This window comes from Sulfurovum iocasae (genome assembly GCF_047716765.1).
Lineage (GTDB): Bacteria > Campylobacterota > Campylobacteria > Campylobacterales > Sulfurovaceae > Sulfurovum.
This window is the reverse complement of record NZ_CP180410.1, coordinates 295,715-315,432: the sequence shown is the minus strand read 5'-3', so window position 1 is coordinate 315,432 and position 19,718 is coordinate 295,715. Positions and strand designations below refer to the sequence as shown.

Genomic DNA, 19,718 nt, shown 5'->3' with positions numbered 1-19,718 from the left:
ATATGCATTCCCACGCACAGCATGGGAACGAGAATTTTTATATAATTCTCTTATTTTACCCAAACAAAATTAACGTAGGTCGGGGAGTGGATACCCCGACCTACGAAAATTCCACGGGATCCATATCTATCTCAATCTCACGACAATCCACAGAGTGCAAAGCTTTTAATAAAGGCACCCTATTCTTCGCTCTCAGTAAAATATTGAACCGAAATTTATTGGCTATCCTCTCTACAGGTGCTTTACCGTGCCCTACTATCTCTATCTCTTCAAAAGCTTTGAGCTTTGTCACAGTATCCAGTGTGATCTTTCCTGCTTTACTCTCATCTTTATGGGCTATGAGTATACGTGCGAGTGATGCAAAGGGTGGGTAGTGTGCCATCTCTAAAAATGATAATTCATCTTTGATGAACAGTTCATAGTCAGAAAGATAATTTTTGAAAAAGGCTGCATCACCTGTCTGTACAATGACATCTGCTTCTTTTGCTCTACCGCTTCTACCCGCTATTTGAAACAACAGACTCATAGCGCGTTCTCTTGCACGGTAATCTGCTAAACCTAAGATGTAGTCAAGCCCCATGATAACTGAAAGCGTAATATTTGAGTAGTCATGCCCTTTGCTGAGCATCTGCGTACCAAGTAACAAATTACTCTCCCCACTCTCAAAACGTCTAAGCGCTTCTTTAAGCTTCTTGGCTGTAGTGATACTGTCTTTGTCAAACTGTTCTACCTGTATACCCTCTACAGCATTACTGATGACTTCTATAGCTTCTTGTGTTCCCATACGTTCACTTTTAAGTGGTGTATGTCCACAGTAGGTACAAGTATCTTGTATGGCTTCCGTAAAATTACAGTAATGACATTTCAAATGCCTACGGTTTCTATGCAGTGCCATCCCTACTGAACAGTAGGGACAGAGATGTGTTTTTCCACAGCTCTCGCAGTACAGGTATTTGAAATTACCTCTGGTAGGTAAAAAGAGCAGCGACTGTTCTTTGGCTTTATAATTATGATAAAGTGCATTTAAAATAGGTGGAGAGACAGTGTCTCCGGTGATAAACGCATACTTTTTCTTCGCTTCCACATAAGGCTTTTCAAGTTTCACTACATCATATTTATAATACGAAGTCATACTGGGTGTAGCAGAAGCCAAGACTACTTTAGCCCCCAACTTCTGCCCCATAAGTACCGCAACATCACGTGCATGATAGCGTGGACGGGTCATGGCTTTATAGCTGTCATCATGCTCTTCATCCACCACGATGAGTCCTAAGTTTTCAAGCGGCACGAACAAAGCCGAACGTGCCCCTGCTACGATACGTACTTCACCACTATGTATGCCTTCCAGGATAGACTCTTTTTTCTTTTTAGTCAACTTGGAGTGCCACATCGCAACACTCTCTCCAAAATAGACTTTAAGACGTTTTTCCATCTGAGGAGTCAACGATATTTCAGGCATCAAAAAGATAGAAGTTAACCCCTCTTCCAACATTTTAGCCATAAGGGTGATAAAAATTTCTGTCTTTCCGGAACCTGTTACACCAAAAAGCAAAACTTTGTCTTTTTTTAGTAGTTGATCATAAGCTTTTTGTTGACTAGCAGTTAATTGCGGTTTTTCAACCACTCCTCTGAACGCTGAAGGCTGAAGGCTGAAGGCTTCTCTCTTTTTAGGAATAAAAAGAGAGATCGCCTCCCCAAAAGAAGAAAAATAATACTCAGAGATAAACTTAGCGATATCCATCTGTTCGATACTATAAACTTTATCTGGAACAGAAGTGATCGCTGCTGTTTCAAACTCAGGTTTTTCAACATCAGTAATGACAACAGCTTCTTTGACTGTAGTTTTTAAAGGTACAGAGACAATTGAACCTACTGCTAATGATTGTTTTGAATGGTAAGTCAAGCTTGGTGCACTTGACCTTAGAAGAAAGATTTTATAATAATACAATTATTCAAAGTTGCCACAATTACTTGTACAATCTAATCTATTAGCTCTATTTACCCCATTAAGAGTAAAAGTAACATCCGTACCTCCAGGTTCTTTAAATACATAACTTGTTGCAGAAGCTCTATTCCAACAAGATCTATTTGTACCTGTACAGTTTTTTACAGGGTACTCTAAGACCAGAAAGGAACTATTGTTATCAAAATATCTAAAAGCATAAGTAGCATCACCCAAGTCACCAATAGTTGCAAAAGAACCACGTAGAATCCGTTTTTGACGTTCAACAGCCAATGCACTCCTTACAGAAGCCACCGTTGTTATAGCTTTAGTTATGACAGCATCATCACGTGTTGCAGCAAATTTAGGTATAGCAATCGCTGAGAGTATCCCAATAACCACGATAACAAACACCAGCTCTATCATCGTAAATGCTCTTTTTGAAGACGTTCGCATATTTATTCCTTTTAATTTCATACAATAAAATTTACTTTTATTTGTATTATATCACAAATATCTCTGATGTATAATCGATTACACATCCATAGTTATATACAAGACGTTTAGCAAGTTAAAAGGCTTGGAAAATAAAGTGTACTTATCTTGTGATTTTACTGCTACCAAATTGATGCGTTCCATTAAGGTCTAGATTATTAGCAGTTTTACGTGCCTCTGTACACCATACTTCGGTACTGGCTCCACCATTATTTACAGTCACATTACCATCTGTTATATCCGTATTGGTAAGCGTCCAACAATCATAACTAACTCCAGTACTTTGAAAAACATTCTTGCAAGCTGCTGTAGAGGCATCATCATTACCACTAGCTGTATATTTGGTTGATATATCCATAATGCATATTGATAAATTATTTATAGCCGTAGTTGCTTTAGCATCATCTCTAGTTGCTGCCAATTTAGGAATAGCTACGGCCGATAAAATGCCTATAATAACAATAACAAAAATTAACTCTATCATAGTGAATGCTTTTCTCATACATAAACCCTTTATTTCATAACTTTAAATTAGTAATTTATTATACATCTTAAATGTCAAAAAATGTCAAAAGTATGGTATCTTATTTTAAATCATTGGATTGATTTGACAGTTACAATAATTTGTATTATGTTTTAAGAAAAAATAGAAGCTGTTAAAATTTTTAAATTGAAGTATGTGTTCCCATCGAGACGATGGGAACGAGAAAATATTTCCAAGCAAGTGCTTGGAAATAAAAGGAAGAACTTATCTTACGACTCTAGATCCACCAAACGTATGCGTAGTGCTATTAAGACCTTGGTCATCAGCAATCTTTTGTGCACCAGAAGTACCATCTGTACACCAAAGATCACCTTCAGCACCATCTGCAACAGTCATAGTACCATTGACATCAACAGCAACAGTAAAACAAGTTTCAGTAGTAACTGCCGTACATGATGCTTGGCTAGTTACATCTGCAGCACCTGTTGCTGTATATTGAGCACCTACATCTTTGACACAAGTAGCTAAATTTGCAACTGATGTAGCTGCCTTAGCATCATCTCTAGTTGCTGCCAATTTAGGTATTGCTACCGCTGCTAAAATTCCGATAATTACAATTACAAAGATCAATTCGATCATTGTGAATCCGCGTCTCATGTTGTTCATGATTAACTCCTGAAAATAATTTTAGTGACAATTCAATAATTGTCCTATCAGCATGATATCAAAAAAATACTTAAATTAAAATAAAAATTTAATTTTCAGCTTTCTTGCTTGTCTGCCTTAGTGACAGTATATACCAAAAATGTCAAAAAAATGTCAAAAAATGAAAATTTTTTTATTTATTATTTAATTAATTTTATATGGTATAATTTTCAAGAAGGGCAAGAAGGGTATGTAAAGATGGAAACTTATCATAAAAATAGTAGATCAGCATTTTCAATGATAGAACTTATTTTAATTATTGTTATTATCGGAGTTTTGTCATCTATTGCCATATCTGCATTAGTCACAACCAGAGAAGATGCAAAACTATCTAAAGATATATCCAATATGTCCATATGCATCACAGATGCAGGTAATCGGTATGTAGCTACATCTACTGACTTACGTAGTGGAGATTCAAGCGCATGTGATCAGGTACAATGTTATGATATTACTTATGCTTCTGATCCCAGTATTTCCAGTGGAACTTTCAAGGTGGATACCAATGCAGCGAGAGCTGATTTTTGTACAGAGATAAACTACTTAGGCGGACATTTGGCACAAACATATCAATTTGGCGGAATACGCGTTCAACGCTAATTAAACAAAATCTCAATTTTTAAGAAAGGGTTCTCCATGCAAAAAGAGTGGTCATCATTTAAAATAACACTAATACTTTACTTTGTCGTTCTTATACTGCCTTTTAGTTTTTATTTTGTTTACACATCATTTAAAACAATGCAACACGATACAAAGATCGTACGTCAAAGTAGTTGGATAACAGGTGCGATGGAACATCTTACAGTTAAGTATACCAACCAAAACGATCAGCAGATGATAGGGCGTATCGATAAAACACTTCATGACATTTCTCTCTGGGTTACGGAAAACAGTAATTCGGAATTGTATATAGGCGGACAAACACTTTCTAAAGATTTTTCAAAGGTAGATTCTTGTTGGACTGCTTACAAAGAAAGCTTTTCAAAACAAAATGATACTGATATAAGGCAGCATAGTCTTCAATGTTATGCACTAACAGACAATATGGCGATCATTATTGAAAAGATGGTGTACTTGAAACAAAATAAGATCATTAATATATTTTATTTGAGTCTTACCATAGCGATGATACTCATATTATTGATAATCTACATGGTAAGAGCCTACATCCATATGCAAATGAAAAAACATGCCATACATGACCATGAAACCAAACTCTTTAACAAAAAATATTTCCTTTCACAACTAAAAACATCTTGTGCAAGATCTGTACGATATAAATATCCTCTGTCGATACTGTCTATTTCGATTGATGATTTTGGAAAAGGGACTGAAAGATATGATGAAAAAACAAAAGAACATATCTTGGGGATGCTTGGAGGCTTGATCACTTCCATGACCCGTACAAGCGATGTTGCATGCCGATATGATGAAGATCATTTTTCCATACTTTTACCGGATACAGAAGAAGAAAATGCATTGATCTTGGAAAAACGTATACGTGAAGTGTTTGAGAAGCATGATTTTATGGCTAAGCCAGAACTAAAATTCAAATTTTCAACAGTCCCTTTTAACTATGAAGAGACACCTGAAGCATTTGTGACACGTACAGAAGGTCTGCTTAAATAAGTACTTCACATTAACGTCATCCGGAACTTGCTTCAGGATGATGCAGATAAGTTACTCAAAAAGTTCCATAAAAGAGGTAAACTTTTACAGTCCATCCAAAGTTTCTATAAGCAGTTCTATCTCATCTTCATAGTTAGTAGCCTGCTTTGCTAAACGAAGATACGCTTTCAATAGTTTGTCCGGTTTATTATCTTGATGTAGGTTAACCCCTGCTTCTTCTAGATCTTTGTTGACAAAGTCTGCAAAAGAATCTTCCAATTTTATCTCGTAACGGTTACCCGAGACAGTCAGTGCTACGTTTTTCATATTTTTCCTTTAATGAAAATTAGGCTAATAAAGTTTCAACTTGTGCGATGATCTTTTCTATCTCAGCATCTTTCTCTTCAAGTTCACGTTGTAGTGCTTCTATCGTTGCTTCTTGTGATGTACATTTTTCAACTTCGTTTTGTAATTCTGCAATGATTGACTCTTGATCATTTTGAGAACTTGCTACACTTGCCAATTGACTTTTCAAATCACGATTTTGCACTTTAAGTGCTTCATGGTCTGCCCTCCACTCTTCTATCTTCTCTTGCAGTTTTTGTAATGCCGACATTTCATACTCCATAATTTTGTTGTGTTATAATACCAAAAATTATGTAATAAACATAACTTATTCCTAAACTTGATTTGGGAATAAGTTAAATATCCATGGAGTTGCCTTGCCAAATTTTACCGTATCAAGCCCATACACCCCTTCTGGTGATCAGCCTACCGCTATAGAACAACTCTATTCCTCTATAGAAGCAGGTAACCAATACCAAACACTTCTAGGTGTGACAGGTTCCGGTAAAACTTATACCATGGCAAAAGTCATAGAAAAAACCAAAAAGCCAACACTTATCATGACACACAATAAAACGTTGGCAGCACAGCTCTACTCTGAGTTTAAAAGTTTTTTTCCTAACAATCATGTAGAGTATTTCATCTCTTATTATGATTACTATCAACCTGAAGCATACTTACCTCGTCAAGACCTCTTTATAGAAAAAGACTCTTCCATTAATCAGGAGTTGGAGCGTTTGCGTTTGAGTACCACTGCTTCATTGCTCAGCCATGATGATGTTATCGTCATCGCTTCAGTATCTGCGAATTATGGGTTGGGTTCTCCTGATGATTATCGTTCCATCGTTCAGAAACTTTGTGTAGGAGATGAATACAATCAGAAAGCCCTGCTTCTTCGTTTAGTAGACATGGGGTACAAACGTAATGATGAATTTTTTGACAGAGGTGACTTTCGTGTCACAGGTGAAGTCATAGACATTTACCCTGCTTACTCTGAAGAGTTTGCTTTGCGCATAGAGTTTTTTGGAGATGAAGTAGAAGCTATTTATGAATTTAATTCACTCACCGGTGAAAAAGAGGAAGAACAAAAGGAAGCGACTATTTACTCTGCCAATCAATTCATTGTTTCTAAAGAGAAATTGGCACTCGCAGTCAAAAGCATCGAAGAGGAGTTGAGTGAGAGACTGGCGTATTATCAAAAAGAGGATCGTATGATCGAGTATAACCGTCTCAAACAACGTACAGAGTTTGACCTGGAGATGATAGAAGCTACAGGTATGTGTAAAGGTATCGAAAACTATTCACGTCACCTAACAGGTAAAAAGCCTGGTGAGACACCCTACTCCATGATGGACTACTTTGAAGCAATGCATGATGACTACCTTGTTATCGTTGATGAGTCCCATGTGAGTTTGCCACAGTTTAGAGGGATGTACGCAGGAGACAGAAGCCGTAAAGAAGTACTTGTAGACCATGGGTTCAGACTTCCTTCTGCACTTGACAATAGACCACTGATGTTTGATGAGTACATTCACAAAGCACCTCATTTTCTCTTTGTTTCTGCCACTCCTGCACCACTCGAACTTGACCTCTCTTCAGTGGTGGCTGAACAAGTGGTACGACCTACAGGATTGCTTGACCCTCCCATAGAAGTTATAGACAGTACTTACCAGGTAGAGAACCTGCATGACCGTATGAAACCCGTCATAGAACGAGGAGAACGCATACTTGTCACGGTGTTGACAAAAAAGATGGCAGAGGAGTTGACAACTTACTACAATGACCTCGGACTCAAAGCACGCTACATGCACTCTGACCTTGATGCCATAGAGAGAAACCAAGTCATACGTTCATTACGTTTAGGTGAGTTTGACATTTTGGTAGGGATCAACCTGCTTAGAGAAGGTCTTGACCTCCCGGAAGTAAGTTTGGTTGCCATACTCGATGCAGATAAAGAAGGTTTTTTACGTTCCAGAACTTCACTCATACAAACTGCAGGACGTGCTGCCAGAAATACCAAGGGACAGGTACTGATGTATGCAAAAAAAATAACTGACTCTATGCAATTTACCATTGACACTACCCAAAAAAGACGTGAAAAACAGATAGCCTACAACAAAAAACACAGTATCACCCCTAAAACCACCATACGGGAACTTGACAAAAATCTCAAAGTCGAAGATGCAGGAGAACTTTATAATAAACGTTCTAAACTTGACAAAATGCCGAAAGCTGAAAGGCAACAATTGGTCAGAGAACTCAAAGCTAAAATGCTGGCTGCCGCAAAAAATTTGGAGTTTGAAGAGGCTGCCAGATTGAGAGATGAGATAGCTAAGGTTAAAAAGCTGTAGCGTAGGCATTTATCGAAGTGTATGCCTTTGATACTGCCCACACTACGGGAAATATTTCGCTATAATACCCCGAAATATAAAATATACATTACATAGGCGATCAACATGACTTTAGACTTAAATTCATCACAACTCTATTTTAACCGTGAACTTTCATGGTTACAGTTTAACTCTCGTGTTTTGGCACAAGCACTTGATGAGAAACTTCCACCACTTGAGCGTTTAAAGTTCCTTGCAATTTACGGAACAAACCTTGATGAGTTCTATATGATACGTGTTGCAGGGCTAAAAGCACTTTTCAAAGCACGCATACAAGAAACCGGTCCAGATAAACTTACGCCTAGTGAACAGTTGGAACAGATACATACCTATCTGCACAAAGAGCATCAAGTACTTGAGTCTTGTTATACTTCCATCATTTCTGAGTTGCATACCCATAGTGTCCATGTAAAGAACTATGATGTACTGAATCCGGAAGAGCAGCTGGAAATAAAAGAGATATTTTTCAATGAGATCTACCCTGTGATCATCCCTATTGCAGTGGATGCAACACACCCTTTCCCTCACCTCAACAACCTTAGTTTTGGTTTGGCTATTACACTGGAGGATGACGCTAAGAACATAAAACATGGACTCATAAGAATTCCAAGGATAATTTCCAGGTTTATACAATTAGGACAAACATTTGTACCCATTGAGAGCGTTGTTGAACACTTTGCTTCTGAACTTTTTCCTGGCTTTACACAACTTGCTTCTACACCATTCAGGGTCACAAGAAATGCAGACATCGAGATAGAAGAAGAGGAAGCAGACGACTTTTTGGAAATTCTACAAGAAGGCTTACGATCCAGAAACAAAGGCTCACTCATACGTATTGAACTTATGGAGGGGGCAGATATAGATCTTCTCAATTTTTTACTTTCTCATCTTAATCTTGATGAAAACGATATCTACTCTTACAAAAGTCTGCCGCTTAACCTTGGTTCTTTATGGCAGATCGTAGGAGATAAAGCACTTTCTCATCTTGTTTTACCTACATTCAGTCCAAAAACACTTCCACCTCTTGACTCTGAGAATATCTTTGAAGCAATAGATAAACAGGATGTGCTGCTCTATCACCCTTATGACAGTTTTGAACCAGTGGTACAGTTTATCAAACAAGCGGCAATTGATCCAGATACACTTGCCATACGCATGACACTCTACCGTGCCGGTCCAAAGTCACCCATCGTTAAAGCACTTATAGATGCAGTACGTGATGGCAAACAGGTTACCGTACTTGTCGAACTTAAAGCAAGATTTGATGAAGAGAATAACCTACGCTGGGCAAAAGCACTTGAAGACGCAGGAGCACATGTAGTGTATGGTATCCCTGGACTTAAAGTGCATGCCAAGATCGCACAGGTCATTAAAAGGAAGGGTAAAAAACTCCAAAGCTATGTACACCTTGCAACAGGAAACTACAACCCCAGTACAGCAAAGATCTATACCGACATCTCTTATTTTACAGCTAAAGAGGAATTTTCCAATGATGCAACACATTTTTTCCATTTTCTTACCGGTTTTTCTACCTATACGAAACTGGATACACTTTTTATGTCTCCCGTACAGATCAAACCAAAACTGGTAAAATTCATAGAAAAAGAGGGGAAATATGGCAAGAATGGTCATATCATTCTTAAAGCAAACTCTTTAGTAGATACAGACATTATCAAAGCACTCTACCAGGCTTCGCAGGCAGGATGTAAAGTAGACTTGATCATACGGGGGATCTGCAGTTTGAAACCAGGCATTAAAGGTATCAGTGAGAATATTTCTGTCTCTTCTATCATCGGAAAATATCTGGAACATCCTCGTATCTATTTCTTTAAAAACAATAAGGTGAAATGTTACATCTCCAGTGCCGACCTTATGCCTCGCAACCTTGTACGACGTGTAGAGCTTATGACCCCTATCTTGGAAGAAAATCTTACACAAAAGATAGAACAGATCTTAATGCTTCAACTCGCGGATAATAAACTACGCTGGGAACTTCAGGAAGATGGAAACTACATCAAAGTACCCTTGTTGGGCAAAGCTGTGAACAATCATGCTGTTCTGGAACAGTATGTCAATAAGATCCATGATAAAACAAAAAAAGAGACACCTGACTATGTCAGCCGTCTTGCCAGCCGTATATTGAAGGATAATTGATGATTTTAAAGTTTAAAGAATGGACACCTGAACTTAAGAAAAATGCCTGGATAGCTGAAGGGTCATCGGTCATCGGTCGAGTAAAAATGGGTGAGGATTCTGCTGTATGGTTTGGCTGTGTCGTACGTGGTGATGTGCATTACATCACTATAGGTGACCGAAGTAACATTCAAGACCTCAGTATGATACACGTTACCCACCATAAAAAAGCAGATATGTCCGATGGTAACCCTACTGTCATCGGTAATGATGTGACAATTGGTCACAGAGTCATGCTACATGGATGTACTATAGAAGATGCCTGTCTTATAGGTATGAGTGCCACTATACTTGATGGTGCAGTGATAGGGAAAGAGTCCATTGTAGGTGCTTCTGCATTGGTCACGAAAAATAAAGTATTTCCTCCCAGAAGTCTGATCGTAGGAAGTCCTGCTAAAGTAGTACGAGAACTTACAGATGAAGAAGTTAAAGAACTCTATGCTTCTGCAGAAAGATATGTGAAATTCAAAAATGAGTACCTGTAAAACCTTTTTCTACTTAGCAACCTAGTTCCAAAAACAGTTGACTCTATGCGATAGCAGGTATTGCATTTTCTTTTTTTGGGTTCGTTACTTTCTTTGTTGCATCAACAAAGAAAAAAAGGAACAAAGAGAAACCTAAACAATAAAAAAAGGTGTTTTAATGAAACAAGTCATAACCAAAAGTTTACAAGACATCCTCTCAAAAGATGTCATCTCTTTCGTACTCAAGGTTGGCTTTGGATCCATACTCCTCTGGATCATCCTGCTTTGGGCTTCATGGGATCTTTATGCAGGAATGATCGCTACTTATATTCAAAAGATTCCTTTTGTCGGAAGCTTGGAGTGGTTTCAATCCAGCGGTGCTTTTCTAACAGCACTGATCGTAGGCTATATGTTTATCATCATCACTATCTCAATTTTTACTTCTCTCTACAGTGAACCACTTCTCATCAAATTGGCAGAAAAACACTATCCGCATGTACCTGTAGTTGGAAGCCCTAATATTACTACATCTGTAATATTAAGCATAAAAGCCGGTCTCATTTTCCTATTACTCTTTCTTTTTACTTTTCCCCTGATCTTCATCCCAATACTTGGGCAGGTATGGATGTTATGGCTTTGGTCTATACTTATCAAAGAACCTACTGCATATGATGTTGCTCCACTTTTTATTGCAGATAAGAAAAAAATCAAAGAAAAAACAAAAAAATCAGGGATAATCGCAATGATCGCATCCCTTTTTAACTATGTGCCTGTATTGAATATCTTTGCACCTGTGTTTGCTCAGATACTATTTTTGCATCAAATTTTAGGAAAAGAAAAATAGTTCCTCCTTCCAAGCATGAGGATGACGATAGGAGACAAGTTTGTTAACTATTTTCCTCTTTCTTTACCCGTCGCTCTTTCTTGCTTGAGGTTGAAAATCGCAATAAATCATCTGTACTCTTTACATATTCCGGCAGTGTTTCTAAACTTTTTTCCATCACTTTTGCTGCACATACCGCATCACTATAAGCACGATGGTGGGTCGCAGTTTCAATTTCAAGGAAATCAATAAGATACGCCAACCCATAACGCTCACTCTCAAAGGTTCGTCTTGCCAGGTCAATGGTACAAAGTTTTGGATTGCCGATGCCTCCTAGACCAAAACGGTCGAATGAAGCATTGAGAAAACTATAGTCAAAGTTTGCATTATGTGCAACAAAGATAGCATCACCCATAAAGTGTCTCAACTTTGTAAGTGCTTCTCTTCTAGTAGGTGCACCAATAAGGTCTGTAGGTTCTATGCCTGTGATCTTAGTAATGTACTCTGGAAGATATGCACACTCAACAAACGTTTCAAATCTATCGATAACTTCACCGTTTTGTAACATCACAGCACCGATCTCTATGACTTGAGAGGTTCCTGGCTTACTTCCGTTGGTTTCTATATCTATCACACAGTAACGCTGTACTTCATAAGGAGTAAAGTAGGTTTCAAGTCTATACCTCCCATCTTCTTCTTGCTCTATGGGATAACCGGAAGCTTGAAGTAAAATAAATATCGTATCACTATCTTCCAGTAAAGTGGTGTATTTTATAGCAATGTGCTTATATTGTTCTTCACTCAATACACCATCATGTTTACGAAATGCCGTAGTCAGCTCATCAAATACTTTTTGCATTTGCTATAAACTGCTCCACTTTTTTAGGATCTTTTTTACCTTTAATAGACTCTACTCCTGAACTGACATCAACACCATAAAAACCATATTTTTTCACTTCAGATACATTGTCCGGGGTCAAGCCCCCTGCAAGGATTATCTTAGAGCAATCTACACCGTCAAACCACTCAAGATTCAGACGTTTACCACTTCCGCCATAAGCTTCACAAAAAGCATCTACCAAACGGTATCTGTCTGAGAATTTATGGATATCTTCAGGAGATTTGGCACGTACAACAGGAAGCGTTTTTAAACCTATAGCATCCAGAGACTCGGCATCTACATCAAAATGGATCTGTGCGAGTGAAATATCTGAATATCTACAAACAGTATCGATAGTCTCCACCCCTTCATTTACAAAAAGCCCCACTCTCTCTACAAATGGAGGAAGCTGATCAATGATACGTTTTGCAGCTGACGAGGTGATGTAACGTGGTGACTGATTATAAAAAACAAACCCCAAGGCATCTGCTCCACACGCTACTGCATGCAGTGCATCCCTGAGGTTTGTTATACCACATATTTTGACTCTCATTTATTCACCTTATTTTAATGCAGCAATAGCATGACTGATACCATTAGGATGTTTATAAACAAACGACCCTGCAACTACAATATCAACACCTGCTTCTTCAAGAAGCTTCACATTCTCATCCGTTACTCCACCATCTACTTCTATAAGGCATTTAGGATTTCGTTCATTAATGAGTTTTTTAAGGTGTTTGACTTTTTTTATGACCGAAGAGATAAACTTCTGTCCTCCAAAGCCGGGATTTACAGACATCAGTAGAACCATATCCACATCTTCCAACAAAAACTCTATGGCTTCAGGTGGTGTATGCGGGTTCAATGTGATCGCCGGTTTTATGCCTAAAGAGCGGATCTTTTGTATGAGTCTATGCGGATGTTTCTCCTCTTCTATATGAAAAGAGATATATCCAGGTTTTAACGGAGCAAAAAGATCTACAAAAAAACTATTGTTCTCAACCATAAGATGAATATCTAAAGGTTTACTTGCTGCTTTTGCAACTGCCTCAACCACAACAGGTCCTATGGTTAAGTTTGGTACAAAATGCCCATCCATTACATCTACATGTACAAGATCACAACCACCTTCACAAATGGCTTCAACATCACGAGCTAAATTTCCAAAATCAGCCGAAAGTATACTTGGAGCTACTAACATAAAATTCCTCAAAAATAAATTTTTATCATTATAGCAAAATCAAACTTGTGCCTATGGAGTATGTAGGCTTTGAATACCTATAACACTCTACAAAAATAACACACCTTAAGCAAAATTTATGCACAAATTGCCTATAATCGCACAAAATATTCGAGATTTTATACCTATGCGTATAAAGTCTACATTAACAGAAGGTATTATCATGTCAAGAAAATGTGAAATCACTGGCAAAGGGCCACTAGTAGGGAACAACGTTTCTCACGCAAACAACAAAACAAAAAGAAGACAACTTCCAAACTTAAGATCTGTAAAGATCACACTTGAAGATGGAACAACAAAAAGAGTAAAAGTTGCTGCTTCTACACTTAGAACAATGAAGAAAAAAGCTGCTCAAGCTGCTGCAGCTAATTAATATCCCTCTTTAGGGATATAACTCTTTTGAGTTTTTCTCAAAAATTAAAAAAGTTTCTCAATTGGAGAAGCGCCCCAAAACCACATATTACCCTAAATGATGAGTATTATGGTCATTTAGCCCCTTTTAGACTTCCTCTTATTCTTACTGTACTTATTATGCTTATCGGCACGATAGGATATATGGTTATCGATAAATTTCCACTCATGGATGCTATCTACCAAACAGGAATTACGTTCACTACTGTAGGATTCGGAGAACAACGACCTTTATCTGATATGGGTCGTATCTTTACTATCACACTTATCATCTTTGGCTTTGTCGTCTTCTCTATTGCAGTGGGTATTATCGCAGAAGTGGTCAAAAAAGGTGAATTTCAAAAAACTGCTAAGGAGCGTAAAATGCTTTACGAAATTGCTAGACTTAAGCACCATTTTGTCGTCTGTTACCACAATGAATTTACCATTCAAGTCACTAAACAATTACGGGCAAACCATATCCCATTTGTAGTAGTTGATCCAAGAGAAGATATGGAAGAAATAGCAAAAAAGTACAAATACCCTTACTTTGTAACAGCTGAAGCACATACAGAAGAAGGGATCTTAAAATCACATCTCTCTTCTGCAAAAGGTATCATAACGCTTGCAGATAATGTAGCTGACAATATTGCTACTATCGTTTCTGCACGTCTTTATGAAACGGAGATCCACAGAGGTAGAAAATATCTTATCATTGCCAATGCCAAAAGCCACGAAGATGAACAAAAGCTTCAAAAACTAGGTGCGAACAAAGTGGTTACAGCAACAAAACTTATGGCACAGCGTATCAATGCAATGGCAGCAAGACCTGACATGGAAAACCTTTTACAGGAATTTCTTTATAAACAAGATACTCCACTGGATATGGAAGAGGCAAAAGTCTCTAAAACTTCTTGGCTTACACTCCAAAAAATCAAAACTGCACGTTTTAGAGATATTGCCAACGTAACGATCATCGGTATTCGTCAAAAAGATAATAAGTTCATCCCTATGCCTAAGGGGAATACTATTATTATGCCAGAGTCTAAACTTCTACTCATTGGAACCAGCGAAGGAATAAGACAAGCCAAAAAGATCATCCGTAAAAAAGAGAAGCCTGAGGAGTTAAAGTATGTTTAAACTTTTTCCTCTTAAAAATGGTCTAGAAAACGTCAAAGGCTTTTTTTGTGGAGCAACAAATGTAGGTATGAGAACCAACCCTGCAAATTCTGGTGTATCTGATATAGATGGAGATGTTGCCTTTATTCGAAGTGAAGTGCCTTGTGATATATCTGCAGTCTTTACATCTAACACTTTCCAGGCAGCACCCATTAAACATTTTCAAAAATATCCTCAAGATTTTCAAACTGACTTTGTACTGATCAACGCTAAAAATGCCAATGCGATGACCGGAGAAAAAGGTATTGAAGATATTGACACTGTTATGTCAACCCTCAGTACAAAAATAGATGTTCTTAACCCAATAATGAGTTCTACCGGGGTTATAGGGTATCGTTTACCTATTGATAAGATCACTTCAGCATTTGACGCTTTAGATTTTAACGCAAGCCATTCTCATAAAGCGGCACGTGCCATCATGACCACTGACAGCTTTAAAAAAGAGTTAGCCTACAGAGTAAAACTTGAAAATGGTGAAAGTTTTAACATCGCAGCCATTTGTAAAGGTGCAGGGATGATAAACCCTGCTATGGCAACCATGCTCTGTTTTGTCACTACCGATGCGAATATTCCTAAAAGTGATATGGATGAGCTTCTTATCCAAAGTACTGAAGGTTCATTTAACCGTATTTCTGTAGATGGAGATACTTCTACGAACGATACTGTAATGCTTCTAGCTAACAAAGAGAGTGGTGTGTACCACAAAGAAGCATTCAGAGAAGCCCTGAACAAGATCATGTTTGAACTTGCCATGATGATACTCAAAGATGGAGAAGGTGCAAACAAACTTGTAGCCTTTAAAGTTAAAGGAGCAAAGAGTGTAGCCGAAGCAAAAAAAGCGAGTATGGCTCTAAGTAACTCTCTACTGGTTAAGACTGCTCTCTTTGGAGAAGACCCCAACTGGGGACGGATCGCTTCTACCATTGGTGCAAGTGGGATAGCATGTGATGATAGTAAACTTATCATCCATTATGACGATCTGCTTATCTATTCAAGTGAATTTAGAGAACTAGATAAAGAACGTGAAGATAAAGCCTACAAGATCATGAAACAAGAGAGTTTCAAAGTGACTTGTGACATCGGTTTAGGTGATGCATCTTATACTTCTTACGGTTGTGACCTGAGTTATGAATATGTAAAGATAAATGCAGAGTATAGAACTTAATTCTCCTCTAATCACAAAAAAGATAAAATACAGCAAAATATAATACAGGAGTAACCATGTTACACGAATATAGAGATGAGATCCATGAACTAAAACAAGAAAATGCACACTTTGCAAGAATTTTTGAGAAACATAATGATCTTGATCAAAAAATTGAAGATGCAGAAGCAGATAGAGTTATTCTTACAGATGTAGAACTGGAAATACTTAAAAAAGAGAAACTACTTTTAAAAGATGAAGCGTATAAAATGATCATGGATTATAGAAAAACAAAAGCATAATCAAACTGTGGGCTTCGGCTCACACTTCTTACATACCCTCTTAACACAAATTACCCTATAATTACTATCAAAACACGCTACACATACATTTAGGAAAGACTACTATGACATCTTTTAATACGATAACAGACATCCCAAAAGCACTTTTAGAGATAATCGATACATTTAACTTTAGCAAAATGAGTGAGATACAGGATAAAGCCATCAACCCCATCCTTGAGGGTAAAGATATCTTGGCACAGTCTAAAACAGGTTCGGGTAAAACATTGGCATTTGGTATCCCTGCTATTATGCGTACAGATATGAGTGAAAACAAACCTCAAACCATTATCATTACGCCTACACGGGAGCTTGCAGAGCAGATCGCTGTTGAACTTAGAAAAATAGCAGCTTACAAAGCCAATCTCAAGATACTCACACTCTACGGAGGGGTTCCTCTTCGTGCACAGGCAGACTCACTGGCCAAAGGTGCTCATATACTCATTGGAACACCAGGGCGCATACAAGATCACTTAGCTAAAGAGACACTGGTACTAGATAGCATTAAAACACTTGTTCTTGATGAAGCAGACCGTATGCTAGATATGGGTTTTTATGATGAGATAGTCAAAATAGGCTCAAATATGCCAAGAGCTAAGCAAACCCTACTCTTTTCAGCAACCTTCCCTGAAAAGATAGAAAAACTAGCCAAAGCACTTCTGAAACATCCACTTACGATCAAAGTAGATACGATTCAAGAGATCAATAAAATAGATGAAATAGTCTATGAAACTTCTGATAAATTTAAAACACTCACAGCACTCATACAATCCTACAAACCAGAATCTCTACTCATTTTTTGCAACACTAAAGCAGAAGTTATCTCTCTTACTGATACTTTACATAGACGTGGTCACTCTGCTATAGACATACATGGTGATCTTGAACAAAGAGAACGTAACGAATCTGTCATTGCTTTCTCCAATGGTTCTAAACGCATCCTGGTTGCTACAGATGTAGCTTCAAGAGGACTAGACATTAAAGGTATTGAACTTGTTATTAACTATGATCTGCCTTTTGATAAAGAAGTTTACACCCACCGCATAGGACGTACAGGACGTGCAGATGCTACAGGTACTGCCTTGTCACTCTATGCACCAAGCGACAGTGAGAAATGCTCGTACATTACTTCTCAGGCACGTATAGCACACATGAAAGACTTACGTGTAGATGCTGCATTTAAAATGCTCTCTAAGTACGATACTCTTTGTATCAATGGCGGTAAAAAAACCAAACTTCGTGCTGGAGACATATTGGGTACTTTATGTAAAGAGATTGGTATTGATCCTAAAATGATAGGAAAGATAAACATTACGGATACAAAATCCTATGTGGCACTCCATCATACTGTAATAGATAAAGTATTTAAGGCATTAAAAAAGACAACAATCAAGAAAAAGAAGTATGTAACTTGGATATTGGATTAATCTTCCAATATCTCTTTTCTTCTTTTATGACGAATAACATAAAAAAGTGTAATAAATACGACTGTAATAATTGCTATAAGCGTAGCATTTTGTAGATACTCATTTATAAGTTCTTCCTTTGAACCAAGCAGATAACCTAAAGCCACTAAAACAATGACCCAAATACCTGCACCAAGTCCAGAGTAAAAAGAAAACTTAGCTATATTCATACGTGCTAAACCAGCAGGTAGGGAGATAAGTTGACGTATACCAGGAATGAGTCTTCCGTTAAAGGTAGAGAGCTCTCCATGTTTAGTGAAAAATGCTTCTAGTTTATCAAGTGTCTCTTCTTTAATAAAGAAGTATTTTCCATACTTTAAGATGAAAGCTCTTCCAAAGTGTACAGCTAAGTAGTAATTAAAGAGAGCACCTGCAACAGACCCCAATATACCTATCAACACAACGATATAGACATTCATCTCACCTTTGAAGGCAAGGTATCCTGCAGGTATCATGATGATTTCACTGGGAAAAGGGAAGAAAGTACTCTCAAGAAACATGAGAAGAAAAATACCCCAATAGCCCATATCTCCGATGTATCCGACGATAATATTGGCTATTTCATGTATCATTCTAATTATCCTATATTTAAAAGCGACAAGTCGCGTGAGCCCTCTGCTGAAGAGAACTCAGAGTTAACGTAGCAAAGATGAGCTTTGCTCATTTTGCGTTCTTTAATGGTAGTTTATTCGCTATATGCGCCAACGGCAGTGAGTCTTTTATAGCGTTGGTCAAGTAACTCATCTACTGAAAGCTCCTTCAGTGCTTTTACATTCTCTAAAAAGTAATGCTTAAGTACTGCAGCTGCCGTTGCTTTATCACGATGCGCCCCTATAAGCGGTTCATCAAGTACATCATCAATGAGTTTATGCTCTAATAGGTCACTTGGTGTGATCTTAAGTGCTTTTGTTGCTGTCTCTACTTTAGTTGGATCATTCCATAAAATAGCTGAACATCCCTCCGGTGAGATAACTGCAAAAACTGAATAACGCATCATAGCAAGCTTATCTGCCACACCGATAGCAAGTGCTCCACCTGAACCACCTTCACCAATAACAATGGAGACAAGAGGCACTTTTACAGAGGCAAACTCAAAAAGGTTTTTAGCAATAGCCTCACTCTGTCCTCTCTCCTCTGCTCCAAGGCCAGGATAGGCACCGGGAGTATCTATGAGCATCAATACAGGAATATCAAACTTCTCTGCCATTTTCACAGCACGTAGGGCTTTTCTGTAACCCTCAGGGTTTGGCATACCAAAGTTTCTTTTGATCTTATTTTTAACACCACGCCCTTTTTGTTCACCGATAAGCATCGTCTTTTGACCATCGATCCACCCGATATAACATAATATAGCAGGATCATCACGGAAAGCACGATCTCCGTGAATTTCATACGCATCATCCATAAGAAGTTTAATGTAGTCTAAAGAGTAAGGTCTGTCCGGATGACGGGCAAGTTGTAACTTTTGAAAATCACTAAGTGAACCAAAGGTTTTATTAACCTCTTTTTCCAACTCTTTTTGATGTTTCTCTACAGCATCCAAATTTGCAATGGCATGTGCCGATACAATCTCTTCTTGTATCTTTTCAATTTTGTTTTCAAAATCTAAATAAGTTGCCATATCTT

Annotated in this window: 22 protein-coding genes; 11 read left to right on the top strand and 11 right to left on the bottom strand. The window is 37.9% G+C overall.

The features are described from left to right. Nucleotides 1-100: 100 nt before the first annotated feature. The 4 genes from ACLHDG_RS01640 to ACLHDG_RS01625 all read right to left on the bottom strand — a co-directional run bounded on the left by ACLHDG_RS01640 (nt 101) and on the right by ACLHDG_RS01625 (nt 3,587). Nucleotides 101-1,948 carry a primosomal protein N' gene (locus tag ACLHDG_RS01640; RefSeq protein ID WP_415407253.1) on the bottom strand — a complete coding sequence of 616 codons (1,848 nt, stop codon included), beginning with the start codon at nt 1,946-1,948 and terminating at the stop codon, nt 101-103. Then, entirely contained in the window at nt 1,949-2,398 is a 450-nt protein-coding gene (locus ACLHDG_RS01635; protein WP_415407252.1) for a type II secretion system protein, read from the bottom strand. Between the two features lie 142 nt (nt 2,399-2,540). Further along, nucleotides 2,541-2,939, bottom strand: coding sequence for a type IV pilin protein (locus tag ACLHDG_RS01630; RefSeq protein ID WP_415407251.1), 399 nt, complete (start codon nt 2,937-2,939; stop codon nt 2,541-2,543). A 246-nt stretch (nt 2,940-3,185) separates the two neighbouring features. Further along, the gene (locus ACLHDG_RS01625) at nt 3,186-3,587 is read right to left on the bottom strand and encodes a type II secretion system protein (RefSeq protein WP_415407250.1); all 402 of its coding nucleotides are present in this window, start codon (nt 3,585-3,587) and stop codon (nt 3,186-3,188) included. A gap of 237 nt (nt 3,588-3,824) precedes the next feature. Between ACLHDG_RS01625 and ACLHDG_RS01620 the strand changes: the two genes are divergently transcribed. Continuing rightward, entirely contained in the window at nt 3,825-4,226 is a 402-nt protein-coding gene (locus ACLHDG_RS01620) for a hypothetical protein (RefSeq protein ID WP_415407249.1), read from the top strand. 36 nt (nt 4,227-4,262) lie between these two features. Continuing rightward, a complete protein-coding gene (locus ACLHDG_RS01615; protein ID WP_415407248.1) occupies nt 4,263-5,255 on the top strand; it encodes a GGDEF domain-containing protein in 993 nt (330 codons plus the stop codon). Nucleotides 5,256-5,339: 84 nt separating this feature from the next. Here the strand turns inward: ACLHDG_RS01615 and ACLHDG_RS01610 are convergent, their stop codons facing one another. Together ACLHDG_RS01610 and ACLHDG_RS01605 are read right to left on the bottom strand one after the other, a co-directional pair. Then, nucleotides 5,340-5,561, bottom strand: coding sequence for a hypothetical protein (locus ACLHDG_RS01610; protein ID WP_415407247.1), 222 nt, complete (start codon nt 5,559-5,561; stop codon nt 5,340-5,342). A 19-nt stretch (nt 5,562-5,580) separates the two neighbouring features. Then, entirely contained in the window at nt 5,581-5,850 is a 270-nt protein-coding gene (locus ACLHDG_RS01605; RefSeq protein ID WP_415407246.1) for a hypothetical protein, read from the bottom strand. A 106-nt stretch (nt 5,851-5,956) separates the two neighbouring features. Here ACLHDG_RS01605 and uvrB point away from each other — a divergent pair, with 106 nt between their 5' ends. From uvrB to ACLHDG_RS01585, 4 genes are all read left to right on the top strand, one after another. After that, complete coding sequence (uvrB, locus tag ACLHDG_RS01600; RefSeq protein ID WP_415407245.1) at nt 5,957-7,930, top strand: excinuclease ABC subunit UvrB; 1,974 nt, start codon at nt 5,957-5,959, stop codon at nt 7,928-7,930. Nucleotides 7,931-8,035: 105 nt separating this feature from the next. Further along, on the top strand, nt 8,036-10,123 hold the full coding sequence (locus tag ACLHDG_RS01595; RefSeq protein ID WP_415407244.1) for an RNA degradosome polyphosphate kinase: 2,088 nt from the start codon (nt 8,036-8,038) through the stop codon (nt 10,121-10,123). Then, nucleotides 10,123-10,647 carry a gamma carbonic anhydrase family protein gene (locus ACLHDG_RS01590; protein WP_415407243.1) on the top strand — a complete coding sequence of 175 codons (525 nt, stop codon included), beginning with the start codon at nt 10,123-10,125 and terminating at the stop codon, nt 10,645-10,647. Before ACLHDG_RS01595 ends, ACLHDG_RS01590 begins: the two co-directional genes overlap by 1 nt. Before the next feature lie 157 nt (nt 10,648-10,804). Further along, nucleotides 10,805-11,470 carry an EI24 domain-containing protein gene (locus tag ACLHDG_RS01585; protein ID WP_415407242.1) on the top strand — a complete coding sequence of 222 codons (666 nt, stop codon included), beginning with the start codon at nt 10,805-10,807 and terminating at the stop codon, nt 11,468-11,470. Nucleotides 11,471-11,513: 43 nt separating this feature from the next. Here ACLHDG_RS01585 and ACLHDG_RS01580 read toward each other — a convergent pair whose 3' ends face one another. The 3 genes from ACLHDG_RS01580 to rpe are packed head-to-tail and all read right to left on the bottom strand — an operon-like array spanning nt 11,514 to nt 13,533. After that, nucleotides 11,514-12,308, bottom strand: coding sequence for a 3'-5' exonuclease (locus ACLHDG_RS01580; protein ID WP_415407241.1), 795 nt, complete (start codon nt 12,306-12,308; stop codon nt 11,514-11,516). After that, nucleotides 12,292-12,882: a phosphoribosylanthranilate isomerase gene (locus ACLHDG_RS01575; protein ID WP_415407240.1), complete on the bottom strand. Its 591-nt coding sequence runs from the start codon at nt 12,880-12,882 to the stop codon at nt 12,292-12,294. The genes ACLHDG_RS01580 and ACLHDG_RS01575 overlap by 17 nt, the downstream gene beginning before the upstream one ends. Nucleotides 12,883-12,891: 9 nt before the next feature. Then, on the bottom strand, nt 12,892-13,533 hold the full coding sequence (rpe, locus tag ACLHDG_RS01570) for a ribulose-phosphate 3-epimerase (protein ID WP_415407239.1): 642 nt from the start codon (nt 13,531-13,533) through the stop codon (nt 12,892-12,894). A gap of 202 nt (nt 13,534-13,735) precedes the next feature. Here rpe and rpmB point away from each other — a divergent pair, with 202 nt between their 5' ends. From rpmB to dbpA, 5 genes are all read left to right on the top strand, one after another. Then, nucleotides 13,736-13,945 carry a 50S ribosomal protein L28 gene (gene rpmB / locus ACLHDG_RS01565; RefSeq protein ID WP_415407238.1) on the top strand — a complete coding sequence of 70 codons (210 nt, stop codon included), beginning with the start codon at nt 13,736-13,738 and terminating at the stop codon, nt 13,943-13,945. 26 nt (nt 13,946-13,971) lie between these two features. After that, complete coding sequence (locus tag ACLHDG_RS01560) at nt 13,972-15,102, top strand: potassium channel family protein (RefSeq protein ID WP_415407237.1); 1,131 nt, start codon at nt 13,972-13,974, stop codon at nt 15,100-15,102. Next, a complete protein-coding gene (argJ, locus tag ACLHDG_RS01555; RefSeq protein ID WP_415407236.1) occupies nt 15,095-16,306 on the top strand; it encodes a bifunctional glutamate N-acetyltransferase/amino-acid acetyltransferase ArgJ in 1,212 nt (403 codons plus the stop codon). The genes ACLHDG_RS01560 and argJ overlap by 8 nt, the downstream gene beginning before the upstream one ends. Before the next feature lie 56 nt (nt 16,307-16,362). Beyond that, nucleotides 16,363-16,587 (top strand): YdcH family protein, encoded by a 225-nt coding sequence (locus tag ACLHDG_RS01550; RefSeq protein WP_415407235.1) that lies wholly within the window; start codon nt 16,363-16,365, stop codon nt 16,585-16,587. A 104-nt stretch (nt 16,588-16,691) separates the two neighbouring features. Continuing rightward, entirely contained in the window at nt 16,692-18,053 is a 1,362-nt protein-coding gene (gene dbpA, locus ACLHDG_RS01545; RefSeq protein ID WP_415407234.1) for an ATP-dependent RNA helicase DbpA, read from the top strand. On the opposite strand, the gene ACLHDG_RS01540 is transcribed toward dbpA, so the two are convergent. Both ACLHDG_RS01540 and accA read right to left on the bottom strand, forming a co-directional pair. Beyond that, nucleotides 18,050-18,664: a DedA family protein gene (locus ACLHDG_RS01540; RefSeq protein ID WP_415407233.1), complete on the bottom strand. Its 615-nt coding sequence runs from the start codon at nt 18,662-18,664 to the stop codon at nt 18,050-18,052. The two genes, dbpA and ACLHDG_RS01540, sit on opposite strands and share 4 nt — an antisense overlap. A 113-nt stretch (nt 18,665-18,777) precedes the next feature. Then, nucleotides 18,778-19,713: an acetyl-CoA carboxylase carboxyl transferase subunit alpha gene (accA, locus tag ACLHDG_RS01535; protein ID WP_415407232.1), complete on the bottom strand. Its 936-nt coding sequence runs from the start codon at nt 19,711-19,713 to the stop codon at nt 18,778-18,780. Between the last annotated feature and the right edge of the window lie 5 nt (nt 19,714-19,718).